The sequence below is a fragment of the Rhodococcus sp. NPDC003348 genome (assembly GCF_053589375.1).
The window spans coordinates 12,480-28,978 of the sequence record NZ_JBSFRT010000024.1 but is presented as its reverse complement, the minus strand read 5'-3'; the positions used below and the strand labels follow the sequence as shown (position 1 = coordinate 28,978).

At 69.8% G+C, this 16,499-nt stretch carries 13 protein-coding genes; 11 read left to right on the top strand and 2 right to left on the bottom strand.

The genetic code is table 11. The features are described 5' to 3' along the window. Window positions 1-25 precede the first annotated feature (25 nt). The 7 genes from ACWDU4_RS16635 (at window position 26) to ACWDU4_RS16605 (ending at window position 8,092) form a co-directional block, all read left to right on the top strand. On the top strand, window positions 26-1,543 hold the full coding sequence (locus ACWDU4_RS16635) for an amino acid permease (protein ID WP_450115011.1): 1,518 nt from the start codon (window positions 26-28) through the stop codon (window positions 1,541-1,543). A gap of 9 nt (window positions 1,544-1,552) precedes the next feature. Continuing rightward, window positions 1,553-2,416 carry an urea amidolyase associated protein UAAP1 gene (locus ACWDU4_RS16630; protein WP_450115068.1) on the top strand — a complete coding sequence of 288 codons (864 nt, stop codon included), beginning with the start codon at window positions 1,553-1,555 and terminating at the stop codon, window positions 2,414-2,416. Further along, window positions 2,413-3,072, top strand: coding sequence for an urea amidolyase associated protein UAAP2 (locus tag ACWDU4_RS16625; protein ID WP_450115010.1), 660 nt, complete (start codon window positions 2,413-2,415; stop codon window positions 3,070-3,072). Before ACWDU4_RS16630 ends, ACWDU4_RS16625 begins: the two co-directional genes overlap by 4 nt. Next, complete coding sequence (locus tag ACWDU4_RS16620; protein WP_450115009.1) at window positions 3,069-5,066, top strand: 5-oxoprolinase/urea amidolyase family protein; 1,998 nt, start codon at window positions 3,069-3,071, stop codon at window positions 5,064-5,066. Before ACWDU4_RS16625 ends, ACWDU4_RS16620 begins: the two co-directional genes overlap by 4 nt. Window positions 5,067-5,188: 122 nt before the next feature. After that, a complete protein-coding gene (locus ACWDU4_RS16615; RefSeq protein ID WP_450115008.1) occupies window positions 5,189-7,210 on the top strand; it encodes an MFS transporter in 2,022 nt (673 codons plus the stop codon). Beyond that, a complete protein-coding gene (locus tag ACWDU4_RS16610) occupies window positions 7,207-7,800 on the top strand; it encodes a TetR/AcrR family transcriptional regulator (protein ID WP_450115007.1) in 594 nt (197 codons plus the stop codon). Before ACWDU4_RS16615 ends, ACWDU4_RS16610 begins: the two co-directional genes overlap by 4 nt. 25 nt (window positions 7,801-7,825) lie before the next feature. Then, window positions 7,826-8,092: a DUF1876 domain-containing protein gene (locus ACWDU4_RS16605; RefSeq protein ID WP_450115067.1), complete on the top strand. Its 267-nt coding sequence runs from the start codon at window positions 7,826-7,828 to the stop codon at window positions 8,090-8,092. A 12-nt stretch (window positions 8,093-8,104) separates the two neighbouring features. Here ACWDU4_RS16605 and ACWDU4_RS16600 read toward each other — a convergent pair whose 3' ends face one another. Next, a complete protein-coding gene (locus tag ACWDU4_RS16600) occupies window positions 8,105-9,841 on the bottom strand; it encodes an FAD-dependent oxidoreductase (RefSeq protein ID WP_450115006.1) in 1,737 nt (578 codons plus the stop codon). On the opposite strand from ACWDU4_RS16600, the gene ACWDU4_RS16595 reads away from it, so the two are divergent. Beyond that, window positions 9,840-10,940 carry an Rv2578c family radical SAM protein gene (locus tag ACWDU4_RS16595; protein WP_450115005.1) on the top strand — a complete coding sequence of 367 codons (1,101 nt, stop codon included), beginning with the start codon at window positions 9,840-9,842 and terminating at the stop codon, window positions 10,938-10,940. The genes ACWDU4_RS16600 and ACWDU4_RS16595 overlap by 2 nt on opposite strands. Window positions 10,941-11,024: 84 nt before the next feature. Beyond that, the gene (locus tag ACWDU4_RS16590) at window positions 11,025-12,173 is read left to right on the top strand and encodes an AI-2E family transporter (protein WP_450115004.1); all 1,149 of its coding nucleotides are present in this window, start codon (window positions 11,025-11,027) and stop codon (window positions 12,171-12,173) included. A gap of 57 nt (window positions 12,174-12,230) precedes the next feature. Here the strand turns inward: ACWDU4_RS16590 and ypfJ are convergent, their stop codons facing one another. Then, on the bottom strand, window positions 12,231-13,169 hold the full coding sequence (ypfJ, locus tag ACWDU4_RS16585; RefSeq protein ID WP_450115003.1) for a KPN_02809 family neutral zinc metallopeptidase: 939 nt from the start codon (window positions 13,167-13,169) through the stop codon (window positions 12,231-12,233). Between the two features lie 165 nt (window positions 13,170-13,334). On the opposite strand from ypfJ, the gene aspS reads away from it, so the two are divergent. Next, complete coding sequence (gene aspS, locus ACWDU4_RS16580) at window positions 13,335-15,107, top strand: aspartate--tRNA ligase (RefSeq protein ID WP_450115002.1); 1,773 nt, start codon at window positions 13,335-13,337, stop codon at window positions 15,105-15,107. A 156-nt stretch (window positions 15,108-15,263) separates the two neighbouring features. After that, a complete protein-coding gene (locus ACWDU4_RS16575; RefSeq protein ID WP_450115001.1) occupies window positions 15,264-16,481 on the top strand; it encodes a kinase in 1,218 nt (405 codons plus the stop codon). The last annotated feature ends 18 nt before the right edge of the window (window positions 16,482-16,499 follow it).

The window sequence follows — 16,499 nt, the reverse complement described above, 5'->3', positions numbered from 1 at the left end:
GACCGCGCACCTCGCAGGAGAGCCCATGACGACCGTGGCATCAAAGACCGGTGACGACGGTGACCTCGCCGAATTCGGGTACGAGCAGCAGCTGCACCGCTCCCTCGGCAAGTTCGCCTCGTTCGCCGCCGGTTTCTCGTTCGTCTCCATCCTCACCACGATCTTCCAGCTGTTCGGCCTCGGCTTCGGATTCGCCGGCCCGGCCTTCTTCTGGACCTGGCCGGTGGTCTTCCTGGGCCAGTTCATGGTTGCGCTGTGCTTCGCGGAACTCGCTGCGCGGTACCCCATCTCGGGAGCGATCTACCAGTGGTCACGCCGCATGGCGGGGGAGGTGATCGGCTGGTTCGCCGGCTGGTTCATGATCCTCGCCCAGATCGTCACCGCCTCCGCCGCGGCCATCGCACTGCAGGTGGTGCTGCCGAACGTGTGGAGCGGCTTCCAGGTCATCGGCGACGACCCCTCGCTCACCTCGTCGTCCGGTGCCGCCAACGCGGTCCTCCTCGGGTCGGTGCTGCTGGTGCTGACCACGACCGTCAACTGCGTCGGCGTGAACTGGATGTCGCGGATCAACAACATCGGCGTCACCTGCGAGATCATCGGCGTCATCGCGGTGATCGGCATGTTCTTCACGCACGCCCAGCGCGGCCCGCAGGTGGTGTTCGACACCGGTGAGGCCGGCGGCCAGCCCGGCTACATCTGGGCCTGGATCGTCTCCGGCCTGATGGCCGCGTACGTGATGGTCGGCTTCGGATCCGCCGGCGAACTCGCCGAGGAGACCCGTAACCCGCGCCGCGTCGCGCCCCGAACCATCCGGCTGGCGCTGTCGGTGTCCGCACTCGGTGGCGGCCTGATGATCGTCGGTGCGCTGATGGCCGCGCCCAGCCTGACCGACGGCCGCCTCGCCACCGAGGGACTGCCGTACGTGCTGAACTCGATCCTGTCCTCGCCGTGGGGCACCCTGCTGCTGGTCGACGTGGCGATCGCGGTGACCGTCTGCACCCTCGCGATCCAGACCGCGGCGTCGCGGCTGATGTTCTCCATGGCACGCGACGGCCGGCTGCCTGCGTCGTCGATGCTCTCGAAGGTCAACCCGCGCACCGGAACCCCGATCGCGCCGTCCGTGCTCATCGGCGTGCTGTGCATCGCGGTCCTTGCCGTCAACGTCGGCAACTCGGCGATCTTCGCGACCCTGTCCAGTGTCTGCATCATCCTGATCTACCTGGCGTACCTGCTGGTCACCGTGCCGCTGCTGGTGCGGCGACTGAAGGGCTGGCCGAACGGCGGACCGCAGGTCGACGCCGAGGGCAAGCCGCTGTTCTCGCTCGGCCGCTGGGGTCTGCCCGTCAACATCGCCGCGGTCGTCTACGGCTCGCTGATGGTGGTCAACCTCGCCTGGCCGCGCGCCGAGATCTTCAACCCGACCGGTGAATACCCGGTCCTGCAGTGGGCCGGTCCGCTCACCGTCGCCGCCGTGGTGCTCCTCGGAGCGCTCTGCTACCCGCGCGGCAAGGCCGTCCCGAAACCCGTCACGATTGGAGCCTGACCCGTGTCCGTGAACACCGCCACCACCAGTGCCGCCCGCGAGCACGCCCGCTCGCAGGCCGGAGAGATCACCGATTCGATGCCGGTGCTGCCCGCGTCCGCGTGGCCGACCCCACCCGCCGGAATCGACGCGGATCGGCTCACCTGGGCCGAGACCGTCCCCGGTGGCCGCTACACGAGCAAGGTCCTCGCCCGGGGCGCCCGGATCCGATTGCGGGACATCGGCGGTCGCGCCTGCGCCACCGTCCTGCTGTACCGCGCCGACGCTCCGCACGAGCGCCTCAACGTGGCCGACACCGTGAAGGTGCCGTGGCAGGCGTACCTCGGGGTCGGGCATCCGCTGCTCTCCGACCAGGGACGGGTGCTCGCGACCGTGGTCGCCGACACCTCCGGCGCCCACGACACGTTCTGCGGCACGACCACTCTCGCCGGCAACACCGCCAAGTACGGCGACGGCGCCGTGCACTCGGCTTCGCCTGCCGGCCGGGAACTGCTCACCCTCGCCGCCGCCAAGCACGACCTGGCCCCGCGTGACCTGCCGCCGGCACTGTCCTTCTTCCACGGTGTCCGCGTGGAACCGGACGGTGCGCTGACTCCGACCGGAAACGCCGGGCCCGACACCGCGGTCGAACTGCTGCTGCACCTGCCGGTGATCGTGCTGATCGCCAACACCGCCCACCCCCTCGACGTCGCACCGGCCTTCGAGACCACCCCGCTCGAGGTGCTCGCCTGGCGGGCGCCCGCGGACCTCGATGCACTGCCGAACGACGATCCCGAATACCTCCGCGCGGTACTGAACACCGAAGACAGCTGGACTGCGGCGCAGTCCGATCTCACCCAGACCGCGTCGCGGTTCGGAAAGGACGCCCGATGACCGCCACCCTGCTCGCCGCCGAGGCCCTCGCGCTCGTTCCCGGCACCGTCGTCCTCGACGAGATCGTCGGCTCCCGCGGACCGTGGTCGGCGGTCGTCCGCGCCGGCGACGTCCTCACCATCGTGGACCTACACGGCAACCAGGCCGTCGACACCCTGATCTACGCGGCCGCCGACCGCACCGCCCGCTACGACGCCGCGGCCACCGTCACCGCGCAACGCAACCTGTTCCTCACCACCGGATCGGTGCTGCGCGCCCAGGACGGCACGGCGTTGATGACGATCGTCGGCGACGAGGTCGGCAACCACGACACCGTCGGAGGCGCCTGCTCGCAGGAGTCGAACACCCTTCGGTACGGCCACCACACCCGGCACCAGCACGCCTGCGTCGAGAACTTCCTGATCGAAGGCGCGAAGTGGGGCCTGGGCAAGCGTGACCTGGTCTCCAACATCAACTTCTTCATGAACGTGCCCGTCGACGCGGACGGCACCCTCGGCATCGTCGACGGACTGTCGGCTCCCGGCAAGCGCCTGGCACTGCGCGCCGAGATCGACGCGCTGGTGCTCGTGTCGAACTGCCCGCAGATCAACAACCCGTGCAACGGTTTCGACCCCACCGAGGTCCGGATGATCGTCACCCGTGAGGAGGAGCGATGACCAGCGTTGCGGTCGAGCGGCCGGGAATGCTCGCCACCGTCCAGGACTGGCCGGGCCGGGTCGGATACTGGCAGATCGGCGTGCCGCCGTCGGGGCCGATGGACGACCTGTCCTTCCGGCTCGGCAACATCGCGGTCGGAAATCCCGAGGGCGCAGCGGGTCTGGAGTTCGCGATGTCCGGTCCCGCCCTCCGGTTCGCCGAGCAGGCCGTCGTCTGCGTCACCGGCGCGCCGGTGCGGGTCCGAGTGGACGGGATCACGGTGCCGTCCTGGCAGCCCGTCGCCGTCCCCGCGGGCGGACTTCTCGACATCGGTACCGTCAGCGGTCCCGGCCTGCGGATCTACCTGCTGATCCAGGGCGGGATCGAGGTTCCCGACCACCTGGGCAGTGGAGCGACGTTCACCCTCGGCCGCTTCGGTGGACACGAGGGCCGGGCGCTGCAGGCCGGCGACGTGCTCACTCTCGGAACGGCCGGGAATCCGGATCTGGCGCAGCCGGTTCCGGGTGAGCACCGGCCCGTGATCGCCGGCCGGTGGGAGATCGCGGTCACCGAGGGGCCGCACGGTGCGCCGGAGTTCTTCACCCGCGCCGACATCGACACGCTCTACGCCACCGACTACGAGGTGCACTTCAACTCCGACCGCACCGGCGTCCGCCTCGTCGGTCCGCAGCCGGACTGGGCCCGCCCCGACGGCGGCGAGGCCGGTCTGCACCCGTCCAACATCCACGACAACGCGTATTCCGTCGGAGCACTGGACTTCACCGGTGACACGCCGATTCTGCTCGGGCCGGACGGTCCCAGCCTGGGCGGATTCGTGTGCCCGGTCACCGTGGTCGCCGCCGAGCGCTGGAAGCTCGGCCAGCTCAGCCCGGGGGATCGGGTTCGATTCGTGCCGGTCAAGGCCGCGCACGCGGCGCGACTGGGGGACCTCGGTGTCGCCCGTCGCGCCGGTCTGCCCGCGGTGTTCTCCTCCGGTGGCGACGGGGACGACGGAGTGATCGCGCGCCGGGACGGCGCGACGCCGGTGACCTATCGCCGCTCCGGGGACGACAACGTGCTCGTCGAGTACGGCGACCTCACCCTCGACCTGGCGCTGCGGGCCCGCGTTCACGCGCTCCACCAGAGGCTGGAGGCGGAGCGGCCGGCCGGGTTGCTCGATCTGACGCCGGGCATCCGGTCGCTACAGGTCCGCGTCGACCCCGACGTGCTTCCCGTGCCCACGCTGATGGGTCTGCTCGCCGAGGCGGAGGAGCAGATCCCCGACTCGTCGCAGCTGGTGGTGCCCAGCAGGCACGTACGGATGCCGCTGTCGTGGGACGACCCGTCCACCCGGGAAGCGATCAAGCGGTACGTGCACGGCGTGCGCGCCGACGCGCCGTGGTGCCCCTGGAACATCGAATTCATCCGCCGGATGAACGGACTCGACTCGGTCGCCGACGTCTTCGACACCGTCTTCGACGCCGAGTACCTGGTGCTGGGCCTCGGCGACGTGTACCTCGGCGCCCCCGTCGCGACCCCGCTCGATCCTCGCCACCGCCTGGTCACCACCAAGTACAACCCGGCGCGGACGTGGACCCCGGAGAACGCGGTCGGGATCGGTGGTGCCTACCTCTGCATCTACGGGATGGAGGGGCCGGGCGGCTACCAGTTCGTCGGTCGCACCACCCAGGTGTGGAACCACCGGTTCCCGGACAACTCGCGGGCCTTCGAGGACGGCACGCCGTGGCTGCTGCGGTTCTTCGACCGGATCTCCTGGTACCCGGTCGAGCCCGACGAACTTCTCGAGCTGCGCGCGGAGACCGCCGCGGGTGGACCGGGCGGAGTGCAGATCACCGACGGCAGCTTCTCGCTCGCCGAGCACGAGACGTTCCTCGCGTCGAACGCCGACTCGATCGCGGCGTTCCGGACGACGCAGTCGGCGGCCTTCGCCGCCGAGCGCGACGCCTGGGCGGCCGCCGGGGAGTTCGCGAAGACCGGTGAGGCGGCCGCCTGACCTGGGTGATGGAAGCCGGGTTTGTCCGGGTTGCGGGAGAGGGGTGAACGGGTGTTCACTGCACGAGGGTAAATACCCGTTCACCCCCTTCTCTTTCCGAGTTCGCATCCCGGAGTTGCCCTTTGTCAGTCCACTCGAAGCCGTCCAGTCGTTCGACACCGTCGTCGCGGGCGTCGACCGGGGTGCTCACCACCGTGCTCTGCCTGTCCGGCACACTGGTCGCCCTGCAGCAGACGCTGGTCATCCCGCTGCTCGCCGAGTTCCCGACCATCCTCGACATCGACTACACGACCGCATCCTGGCTGGTCACGATCACGCTGCTGACCGCCGCGATCGCCACCCCGATCGTCTCCCGGCTGGCCGACATGTTCGGGAAACGGCGGATGATGCTGGTCTCGTTGGGCACCATGATCGTCGGCTCGGTCATCGCCGCAGTCGGCGCGAGCTTCCCCGCGGTGCTGATCGGCCGGGGGATGCAGGGACTGGCCTCCGCTCTCGTCCCCGTCGGTATCGGCATCCTGCGCGACGAGCTGCCCAAGTCGAAGGTCGCCGGGGCCACCTCCCTGATGAGCGCCACCCTCGGCATCGGTGCCGCGCTCGGCCTGCCGCTGGCCGGCCTGATCTACGAGCATCTGGGATGGTCCGCCATCTTCTGGGTGTCCGCGGGAGCCGGTGTCGCCCTGGTGATCGCGGTGCTCACCGTGGTGCCGGAATCGCCCGTCCGCACTCCCGGCCGATTCGACATCGGCGGCGCGGTGCTCCTGTCCGTCGCGCTGGCGTCCCTGCTGCTGGCGATCTCCAAGGGTGGCACCTGGGGCTGGTTCGGCGGCCGCACAGTCGGAGCCCTGGTGATCGCGGTCGTCGCGTTCGCGCTGTGGTTCCCGTACGAGCTGCGGGTCAACCAGCCGATGGTCGACCTGCGGACCTCCGCCCGGAGGCCGGTGCTGCTCACCAACATCGCCGGACTGCTCGTCGGCCTGTCCATGTACGCGAACATGATGTCGACCACCCAGCAGTTGGAGATGACCGAGGCCACCGGATACGGGCACGGCCTGTCGGTACTCGTCGCCGGACTGTGCATGATGCCGGCCGGGCTGATGATGGTCGTGGTCGCGCCGATCGCCGCCAAACTGATCCGGCGGATCGGTCCCCGCCTCACCCTGGTCATCGGCGGCCTGGTGCTGGCGGGCGCGTACACCGCGCGGGTCTTCCTGACCGGGTCGGTGCCGCTGATCGTGCTCGGAGCGATGCTGGTCACCTCCGGAACCGCGATCGCCTACGGCGCCATGCCGATGCTCATCATGGGCTCGGTGCCGATCACCGAAACCGCCTCCGCCAACGGACTCAACACGCTGCTGCGCTCGGTAGGCACCTCGGTCTCGAGTGCGGTCATCTCTGCGATTCTGACGACCGTCACCCTCTCCGTCGCCGGACACGAGCTGCCCTCGCTGGCCGCCTTCCAGGTCGTGTTCGGGGTCGCCGCCGTCGCGGGTCTCGCGGCCGCCACGGTCGCCGCGTTCATCCCGCGGTCCGCCCACGCCGCGGAGACGCCGCCGATCGCGAAGGCCGCGGCCGACACCGCGCCGGACGAGATCGTCGTCAGCGGAGCGGTGCTGCACTCCGGTATGCGCCCGATCCGACAGGCCGTGGTCACCGTGCTGCGCACCACCGGCGAGCCGGTCGACTGGAGCCGCGCCGACAACACCGGCGAGTTCTCCGTGGTGCTGCCGCAGCCCGGTCCCTATCTGGTGGTCACCAATGCGGACGGCTGGGCGCCGCGGTCCCAGGTGATCGACTTCGACGGCTCCGACACCCGGCAGTCGGTCGTGCTCACCCACCGGCTCCGGCTCGGCGGGCGGGTCACCGACGGCGGCCACTCGGTCCCGGACGCGGTGGTCAGCCTGGTCAGGGCGACGGGGGAGTACGTGGGCACCACGCGCACCGACGCGGACGGGCACTACGAGTTCGCGCAACCCTCGACGGGGCGCCATCTCGTCACCGTGCTGACCGCCGACCGGCGCACCGCGACCCGGCAATTCGTCCAGTTGTCCCGGCCGGCGGAGATCGACCTCGATCTCGATCCCGACCACGAGGTCGCGGCCGTCGCCGGGGTCGGATCGGGCGCGGGCACGGTGGCGCCGTGACCGCATCCACGAGGGAGACGGTGATCGCCGCCGCCCGGGACCTCTTCGCCCGGCGCGGCTACACCGCGACGACCATCAAGGACATCGCCGCCGCGGCCGGCTGCTCCCCGGCGCTGGTGATGAAGCTGACGGGCAGCAAGGCCGAACTGTTCGCGGCAGCGGATCCGTCGGCGTCCGTCCTCGAGGAGCCGTCGCACGCGGTGCCCGACGAGCCGCCCGCGGCGGCGGAGCCGATCGGGTACCAACTGGTCCGCAGGCTCCTCGACCGCCGCGACAACGACGAGCCCGACCCGCTCGCCATGGCGCCGACGCTGATCCACGAAGCGGTCGATCAGGACACCGCGCGCGAGGACATCCGGCGCCGCTACGTGAGGGCCATCGCGGACCGGATCGGTGACACCTCAACCGAACTCGTCCGCACCCATCTGGTGCTCACCACGATGCTCGGACTTGCGAGCGGGGTCCGGAGTGTCGGTCTGCTCGGACCCGACGTCATCGGCCGCGAGGACCTGATCCGGCGCTACGGCGGGCTGGTGCAGGCCATCGTCGACGAGCCCCTCGACGTACGGCCGCCAGGCTGCCATCGTTGAGGTGTGAGTCGAGGAGGCGACCGTGATGGAAGCGAAGAAGTGGTCGGTGACCATCGAAATCGACGAGCACGACGGCCGGACCCGGGCCAAGGCCCGGCTGCATGCAGAGGGTAAACCGGAACTGGTGGGCGTCGGGTTGGCCAGGCTCAATCCGACCGACGCGGATGTCCCTGCGATCGGCGACGAGCTGGCGGCGGCCCGTGCGTTCGCGGATCTGTCGCACAAGTTGATCGAGGCCACCGCGGCCGACATCGAGGCGAGCACCCACCGCAAGGCCCTGCTCTACGCGTAGTGCGCCGTCGCGCTACCGGTGGCGCATCGTGCCGGAGAGGATCCCGTCGATCCGTACCGCCGTCACCGCACTGCCGCGGAACCCGAGGTAGCCGTCGGGGCGAATCAGATACCCGGCCCCGCCTCGGGATCCGTACGTCTGCGCGAACCGGCCGTCGTTGTCGCGCAACACGATTCCGGACACATCCGGGATCTGCGCGGCCGGATCGACGATCACGTGACACCGCACCAGCGGGCCGTACCGGTCCATGGTGACGGCGGCCAGGTCGAGCTGCGCGTCGACCTGCCCCGCGTCCGACGCGTACAGCAGTAGCGTGTGCCCGGGGTGACGCAGCAGGTCGTGCACCCGGGCCGGGAGCGCGGTGGAATCCTGACCCAGTCCGCCGGCGTCCGGAGCCCGTTCCCCGGGGTGCGGGCCGGGATCGTTCTCGGAATGCCCGTCGGCACCGACGAGGGGGCTGTCCGGATAGGCGACGAGCAACTGGGCCTCCCGCAGTACCGCGACGGACGCGTCGGTCTCGCCTGCGCCGATGCCCTGACGGGCGTGCCGCACGGTCCGGCCGACCACCTCCTCGCCGACCGGATGCCGTTCCAGGTGGTAGGTGTCGAGGAGGTCCTCGGCGGCCAGGCCCTGCACCGCCAGTGCCAGCTTCCACGCCAGGTTGGTGGCGTCCTGGATGCCGGTGTTCATACCCTGCGCGCCGGTCGGCGGATGGATGTGCGCGGAGTCGCCCGCGAGGAACACCCGGCCGTGCGAATAGCGCGCGGCGAGGCGGTGACTGATCCGGAACACCGACGACCAGCGCAGATTCGACGCGGTCGTGGGCTCCGGCGCGAGCCGGTCCAGGACGGCCTGGACGTGATGCAGGTCGGGGGCCCGGCCGCCCTCGAGTCCGTGTGCGACCGCGCCCGGCGTCGCCGCCGTCGCCAACTCGTCGGGGACGAGCATCGAGATCCGGTAGCGATGACGGCCGGGCAGTGGGATCGCGACCATCAGGTCGTCCACCGAGCCGTCGGTGTGGTGCATCGCCCGGACGCCGAATCCGGCGGGCAGCGACCAGTCGACCTCGACGTCGGCGAGCATGTACTCCTCGGGGAACGCGTCGCCCTCGAACTCCACGCCGAGCCCCTTGCGGACCAGTGAGTGCGCGCCGTCGCACCCGACCAGGTAGCGGGACGAGACCGTGGAACCGCCTCGCGGCCCGTGCAGGGTCGAGGTGACCGTGTCGTCGTGCTGATTGAAGCCGGTGAACTCGACTCCGCGCGTGACGTGGCCGCCGTGGGCGGCGAGGGCGTCGGTCAGGATTCGTTCGGTCTCGTACTGCGGCATCGCGACGAACCGGTACGGGATGACGTCCGGGAGCGGCATCTCCATTCGCACGGCCGCGGCATCGTCGGAGTACACGAGCTGGCCGCGCATCGTGATCGACGCGTCGAGCGCAGCTCGGACGATCCCCATCGAGTCGAACACCTCGAGGGTTCGTGGCGAGACACCGACCGCCTTCGCGAACGGCGCGCGTTCCGGCCGCCGATCGACGACGAGGACGTCGACGCCGCGGCGGCGCAACTGCACCGCCAGGGTGAGCCCGACCGGTCCGGCTCCCACGATCAGGACGTCGGTGCTGGTGTGCGGAAACTTCGGATCGACTGCCGAGGTCATGGTTCGATTGTCGCAGGTGATCGCCTGGGCGGCATACCGATTCGCGGCGGGGCTTGACTTGCCATAGAACACGTGTTCGACTGTGCGCATGCGTTGGCAGGGGCAGACACTCGAGGCCGTGCAGTCGGAGATCGACGACGGTGCCCTGCCCGGTCTGGCCCGGGTGGGGCACGTGCGCAGCGTACAGACTCCCGAGTTCGAGGGGATCACCTTCCACGAGGTGCTGTGCAAATCGGCGCTGAACAGGGTGCCAGACGGATCGCCGCTGCCGTTCCGGTTCACCGTCAACGCTTTTCGGGGCTGTTCGCACGCCTGTCGGTACTGCTTCGCGCGGCCCACACACGAGTACCTCGACCTCGACGCCGGAGCCGATTTCGACAGCCAGGTCGTGGTCAAGACCAATGTCGCCGCCGTGTTGCGCCGCGAGCTGGCCCGCCGGTCGTGGAAACGCGAGCCGGTCGCACTCGGCACCAACACCGACCCCTACCAGCGAGCCGAGGGCCGCTACCGGCTGATGCCGGGCATCATCGGCGCACTCGCCGAATCGGGGACGCCGTTCTCGATCCTGACCAAGGGCACGCTGCTGCGCCGGGACCTGCCGATGCTGACCCTCGCCGCCCGGCAGGTGCCCGTGTCGATCTCGGTGTCGCTCGCGATCGGTGACGCCGAGCTGCAGAAAGCGATCGAACCCGGTACGCCCTCGCCTCGGGCCAGGCTCGAGCTGATCCGTGCGATAGCGGATGCCGGTTTCGACTGCAACGTCATGGTCGCGCCCGTGATCCCGTATCTCACCGACTCCACCGCACATCTCGACGGACTGCTCGCCTCGATCGCCGAAGCCGGCGCGAGCGGGGTCACCGTGTTCCCGATGCACCTTCGCGGCAGCACCCGTGGTTGGTTCCTGAACTGGCTCGCCGAACACCATCCCGCGCTGATCCGCCGCTACCGGCAGCTGTACGGCCGTGGCGCGTACGTCACGCCCGAGTACAAGACGTGGCTGCGCGGGCGTGTCACCCCGCTGGTCGAGAAGTACGGGCTCGGCCGCGGCGATGCCGCCGATGACGGCGGCGCCGCCGACGACGGTGGCGGCGGCCGATTCGGCGGTGCGGCCGGCCCGCGGCAGGAGTCCGCCTCGCTCACACGGGAACTCATCGGTGCCGGTGCGGCGCCGGCGCTCACCCTGTTCTGATCGAGTGTCACCGCCCGGCTCGGTGCGCAACGGGCGGGTAGATTCCGGCTGGACGGCACGAGCCATCCGAGTGCGGAGGGTGCGATGAGCGAAGACGGGGACGCGGACGTCCCGGAGACGCCGGAACCGGCCGCGCCGAAGCGGGCCGAGGACGGGGGGCACAGGGCGAACATCCGCTGGCTGCGACTGGCCATCGTGTACGTGCTGCTCGCGATCGCCGCCTACCAGATGTCGGGTTGGCTCTTCCACAACCTGCGCGGCTTCCTCGGCCTGCTGTTCCTGGCCTGGCTCGCGAGCGTCACCATCGAGCCGGTCGTCGACTGGTTCGAACGCAGAGGGCTGCGGCGCGGCGCGGGTACCGGCATCGTGATGGTCGCGCTGATCCTGTTCGCCATCGGATTCGTCGCGGTCTTCGGTGCGCTGCTCGCCGAGCAGCTCGCCCAGCTGCTGACCGCGCTGCCGGACGCGCTGTCCAGGGTGACCGAGTGGGCCAACCGAACCTTCGGCACCGACTTCGCCACCGGCAAGGATCTGATCAAGATCACCCCGGAGACGATCAAGGACCTCGCGCAGAAGTACACGCCCAGCGTGCTCGGGGTGGTGTCGTCCCTGGTCGGGGTCGTCTTCCAGGGCCTGACGCTGCTGATGTTCGTCTTCTACATGTCGGCGGAGGGTCCGCAGCTGCGGCGGACGATCTCGCGGTGGTTCCCGGCGCGGCAGCAGGAGATCATCTCCACGGTGTGGGGGATCTCGGTCGACAAGGCGGGCGGGTACGTGGTGTCCCGGCTGATCCTGGCCGCCGTCAGCGCCTTCGCCACCGGGATCTTCCTGATGGTGATCGGGGTGCCGTACTGGCTGCCGCTGGCGATCTGGACCGGTGTGGTCTCGCAGTTCATCCCGACCCTCGGCACCTACCTGGCGATCGCGCTGCCGGCGATCATCGCTGCGGCGCAGCAGCCGATGGACGGTGTGTGGGTTGTCGTGTTCGGCACCGCCTACCAGCAGGTGGAGAACTACCTGTTGCACCCGCGGATCACGTCCAAGACGGTCTCGATCCACCCGGCGGTGGCGTTCGGGTCCGTCATCGTCGGCGCCTCCCTGTTCGGCGCGGTGGGCGCGCTGGTGTCCGTTCCGGTCGTCGCGGTCATCCAGGCGATCGTCGAAACCTACGGTCGCCGTTACGAACTCGTGCACGAGCAGCACGCCGAACCGGAGGCGCCGCCACCCGGATGACGCGACGGCCACCACCGGCGAGCGTCGGTGGCGGCCGTCTGCGAAGTGCGTCGGAGATCAGCTTCCCAGTGCCGCCGGGTTGTCCAGGTCACGGGCCGCGTAGGTGTTGCAGTCCGCGACCTTGCCGGTCGTGTAGCCGGTGAGGAACCACTTCTGCCGCTGCTCGGCGGAACCGTGCGTCCAGCCCTCCGGGTTGACCCGGCCGGTCGCGGCCTTCTGGATGCGATCGTCACCGACCGACGACGCCGCGGAGAGGGCGTCCTTGATGTCGGACTGCGACAGCGGCTTCAGGAACGGGGCACCGCCGTCGGGGCCGGGCTGGTTGTCCGCGTAGTGCGCCCAGATGCCGGCGTAGCAGTCGGCCTGCAGCTCGGTGCGCACGGCACCGGACTCCGGACCCTGCGGGTCCGTCTGCGCACGCCCGATGTCCCCGAGCTGGTTCTGGATGTGGTGGCCCACCTCGTGCGCGACCACGTACTCCTGGGCGAGCGGGCCGCCGGAGGACCCGTACTGGTCGACGAGCAGCTGGAAGAAGCTGGTGTCGAAGTAGGCGGTGGTGTCCGCGGGGCAGTAGAAGGGGCCGACCTCGCTGGTGGCGGTGCCGCAGCCGGTGTTCACGGCACCGGAGAACAGCATGACGCCCGGCTCGACGTAGCGGGTACCGGTCTGGGCCTCGAGCTGCTGACCCCACACCGAGTCCAGGCTGGCCGCGGTGAACGCGACCCGGCAGTTCACGTCCCGGTTCGCGTCGGCGCCGGTTTCGCAGTTCTGCAGGGTGTCGACCGCGCCGGTGCCGAGCTGCGAGCTGTCGGTGGCGCCCGAGAGGTTGCCGAGCAGTGTGCCCGGGTTGCCGCCGAGCAGGAGAGCGAGGACCAGAACCACGAGGCCACCCAGGCCGCCGCCGAGCGCGAACTTGCCGCCCCGGCCGCCGCCACCACCGCCTCCTCCGACCTGGACCCGGCCCGAGTCGATCCGTGTGCCCTCGTTGAAGGTCATTGCCTGCCACCCTTTGCTGTCGCATTACTCGATGACGTATCAGCTTGGCACGCTTGGCGTCGTTCGCGATGCTCCGGTGCATTGTGTCTTCGCATCCGCACCTCCGTAGGATCACAGGACAAGAAGTCCCAGATCCTGTGTGACTGGAAGTGTGAAAGGAACCCCGTGCTGCGCACCCATCTCGCCGGCTCGTTGCGAGCCGAGCAGGCCGACCAGACCGTCACCCTCACCGGCTGGGTTGCGCGGCGACGCGACCACGGCGGCGTCATCTTCATCGACCTGCGTGACGCGTCCGGTGTCTCCCAGGTGGTCTTCCGCAGCGAGGACGTCCTCGAGCAGGCGCACAAGCTGCGCGCCGAGTACTGCGTGAAGGTCACCGGTGTAGTCGAGGTCCGACCCGAGGGCAACCAGAACTTCGAGATCCCCACCGGCGCGATCGAGGTCAACGCGACCCACCTCGAGGTGCTCGGCGAGAGTGCGCCACTGCCGTTCCAGCTCGACGACAACCCCGGCGAGGAAGCGCGGCTCAAGTACCGCTACCTGGACCTGCGCCGCGAGGGACCGGCGCACGCGATCCGGCTGCGGTCCAAGGTCAACGCCGCCGCGCGCGAGGTGCTCGCACACCACCAGTTCGTCGAGGTCGAGACCCCGACCATGACCCGTTCGACCCCGGAGGGCGCGCGCGACTTCCTCGTGCCCGCGCGCCTGCAGCCGGGCAACTTCTACGCGCTCCCGCAGTCGCCGCAGCTGTTCAAGCAGCTGCTGATGGTCGGCGGCATCGAGCGGTACTACCAGATCGCCCGCTGCTACCGCGACGAGGACTTCCGCGCCGATCGACAGCCGGAGTTCACCCAGCTCGACATCGAGATGAGCTTCGTGACGCAGGAGGACGTGATCCTCCTCGCCGAGGAGATCCTGGCCAACCTGTGGAAGCTGATCGGGCACGAGATCACCACCCCGATCCGGCGGATGACGTACGCCGACGCGATGCGTCTCTATGGCTCCGACAAGCCCGATCTGCGGTTCGGTGTGGAGCTCGTCGAGTGCAAGGAGTTCTTCAAGGACACCACCTTCCGGGTGTTCCAGGCCGAGTACGTCGGTGCGGTCGTCATGCCCGGCGGTGCGAGCCAGCCGCGGCGTCAGCTCGACGCCTGGCAGGAGTGGGCCAAGCAGCGTGGCGCCAAGGGCCTCGCCTACGTGCTCGTCGGCGAGGACGGCGAGCTCACCGGCCCGGTCGCGAAGAACCTCACCGACACCGAGCGCGCAGGTCTGACCGACCACGTCGGCGCGAAGCCCGGCGACTGCATCTTCTTCGCCGCCGGCACCACCAAGTCGTCTCGTGCCCTGCTCGGCGCCGCCCGTGGCGAGATCGCCCGCAAGCAGGACCTGATCGACCCGAACGAGTGGGCCTTCGTGTGGATCGTCGACGCGCCGCTGTTCGAGCCGACCTCGGACGCGGTCGCCGGCGGTGACGTCGCGCTCGGCTACAGCGCGTGGACCGCGGTGCACCACGCGTTCACCTCTCCGAAGCCGGAGTCGATGCACACCTTCGACACCGATCCGGGTTCGGCGCTCGCCTACGCCTACGACATCGTCTGCAACGGCAACGAGATCGGCGGCGGCTCGATCCGTATCCACCGCAAGGACGTCCAGGAGCGCGTCTTCAAGGTGATGGGTATCTCGCACGAGGAGGCGGAGGAGAAGTTCGGCTTCCTGCTCGACGCCTTCGCGTTCGGTGCGCCGCCGCACGGCGGCATCGCGTTCGGCTGGGACCGGATCACCGCGCTGCTCGCCGGCATGGACTCCATCCGCGAGGTGATCGCGTTCCCGAAGTCCGGTGGCGGTGTCGACCCGCTCACCGAGGCGCCCGCGCCGATCACCGAACTGCAGCGCAAGGAGTCGGGCATCGACTTCAAGCCGGAACCCGAAGAGGCCTGACCTCCCGCTCCCGAGCCGACCGTGACCGTTTCGCAACAAAGCGTACGGACCGGTCCGTTCCTGCTGGTCGGCTCGGGAGCAATGCGGTAACGGGTGTCATCGACATCGACGAGTGCACCCACGGTGTCACTTCGGACGGGTAGGTTGTGTGTCGCTATGACCGCACTCTTGGCTGATCCAGTTTCAGAAGTGGTTGCCGCAGCCGAACGGCTGCTCGAGCGCCGGACCGGCGCACCGGTGACCCTCGTCGATCCCGTCGATCTCGGGGGAAGCGGCCGCACCGTCGTGCTGCGCGTCCGGTGCGCCGCGAACCCGTTCTCGCTGCCCCGAACCTTGGTGATCAAGCAGGTTCGGGAGCTCTCCGAGGTCGCGCACGCGCGCAGCGTCGCCGTCTACCCGGATGGCACGTTCGAAGGCGGCGCGGCCGGTCCCGGTGACGACGTGCGCGGCGAGGTCGCCGACACCGCATTCCTGCGCGAAGCGGTGTCGTACCAGTTCGCGACCGCGCTGGCGACCGACACCCGGCCCGGTCCGTCGCTGATCGCCTACGACCTGTCCGCCCGCCTGCTGATCCTCACCGACCTCGGGGACGCCACCCCACTCGCGCGGCTGCTCGTGCGGCAGGACGAGTCCGTCGTGACCAACTCGCTGATGGCCCTCGCCCAGTCGATGGGCCGGATGCACGCCGCGACCGTCGGGCGGGAGGAGGACTTCACCGCGCTGCTGCGCCGATCCGGTGTCGCGCAGCTCGGCAACGCCGTCTCCGGCCAGGTCACGTCCACCGTTCCCAAGCTGCCCGGCATGCTGGACCGCGATCTCGGCGTCGGTGTGGCACCCGAGGTCTTCGAGATCGCGCAGCGGGCGACCGCCCTGTTCGACGGCGGCCGGCACCGCGCGTTCAGCCCGTCCGACCTGTGCCCGGACAACATCATCGTCAACGACGAAGGCGTGCGGTTCCTCGACTACGAGTGGGGCGGATTCCGGGACGCCACCCTCGACCTCGCGTACGCGCTGATCTCGTTCCCCGGCTGCCTGTGCAGCTTCGAACTGTCCACCCAGAGGTCGCTGGCGATGATCGAGGCATGGCGAGCCGAGGTCGTCGGAATGTGGCCGCAGCTCGCCGACGACCGCACCCTCTACTCCCGGCTCCTCGAGGCTCAGCTGGTGTGGGTGTGGCTGTCGACCTACTGGTTCCTGCCCGAGGACCACACCCGCATCGCCGCGGTCCGCGAGCACCAGCTGTCGGCGCCGCGGTCGAAGGCGCTGACCGCGCGGTGGCGGGCACTCGGCGAGTTCGCCGAGCACGCCCAGGTGGCCGCGGTCGCCGACCACGCCCACGACGTTGCCGAACGGCTCGTGGACGTCTGGACCTGAGGTCCGACGTTGGTCGCC

Coding starts and splice junctions, on each gene's coding strand:
- ACWDU4_RS16635 (WP_450115011.1), top strand. CDS start 26: ATGACGACCGTGGCATCAAAGACCGGTGACGACGGTGACCTCGCCGAA.
- ACWDU4_RS16625 (WP_450115010.1), top strand. CDS start 2,413: ATGACCGCCACCCTGCTCGCCGCCGAGGCCCTCGCGCTCGTTCCCGGC.
- ACWDU4_RS16620 (WP_450115009.1), top strand. CDS start 3,069: ATGACCAGCGTTGCGGTCGAGCGGCCGGGAATGCTCGCCACCGTCCAG.
- ACWDU4_RS16605 (WP_450115067.1), top strand. CDS start 7,826: ATGGAAGCGAAGAAGTGGTCGGTGACCATCGAAATCGACGAGCACGAC.
- ACWDU4_RS16595 (WP_450115005.1), top strand. CDS start 9,840: ATGCGTTGGCAGGGGCAGACACTCGAGGCCGTGCAGTCGGAGATCGAC.
- ACWDU4_RS16600 (WP_450115006.1), bottom strand. CDS start 9,841: ATGCGCACAGTCGAACACGTGTTCTATGGCAAGTCAAGCCCCGCCGCG.
- ACWDU4_RS16590 (WP_450115004.1), top strand. CDS start 11,025: ATGAGCGAAGACGGGGACGCGGACGTCCCGGAGACGCCGGAACCGGCC.
- ypfJ (WP_450115003.1), bottom strand. CDS start 13,169: ATGACCTTCAACGAGGGCACACGGATCGACTCGGGCCGGGTCCAGGTC.
- ACWDU4_RS16575 (WP_450115001.1), top strand. CDS start 15,264: ATGACCGCACTCTTGGCTGATCCAGTTTCAGAAGTGGTTGCCGCAGCC.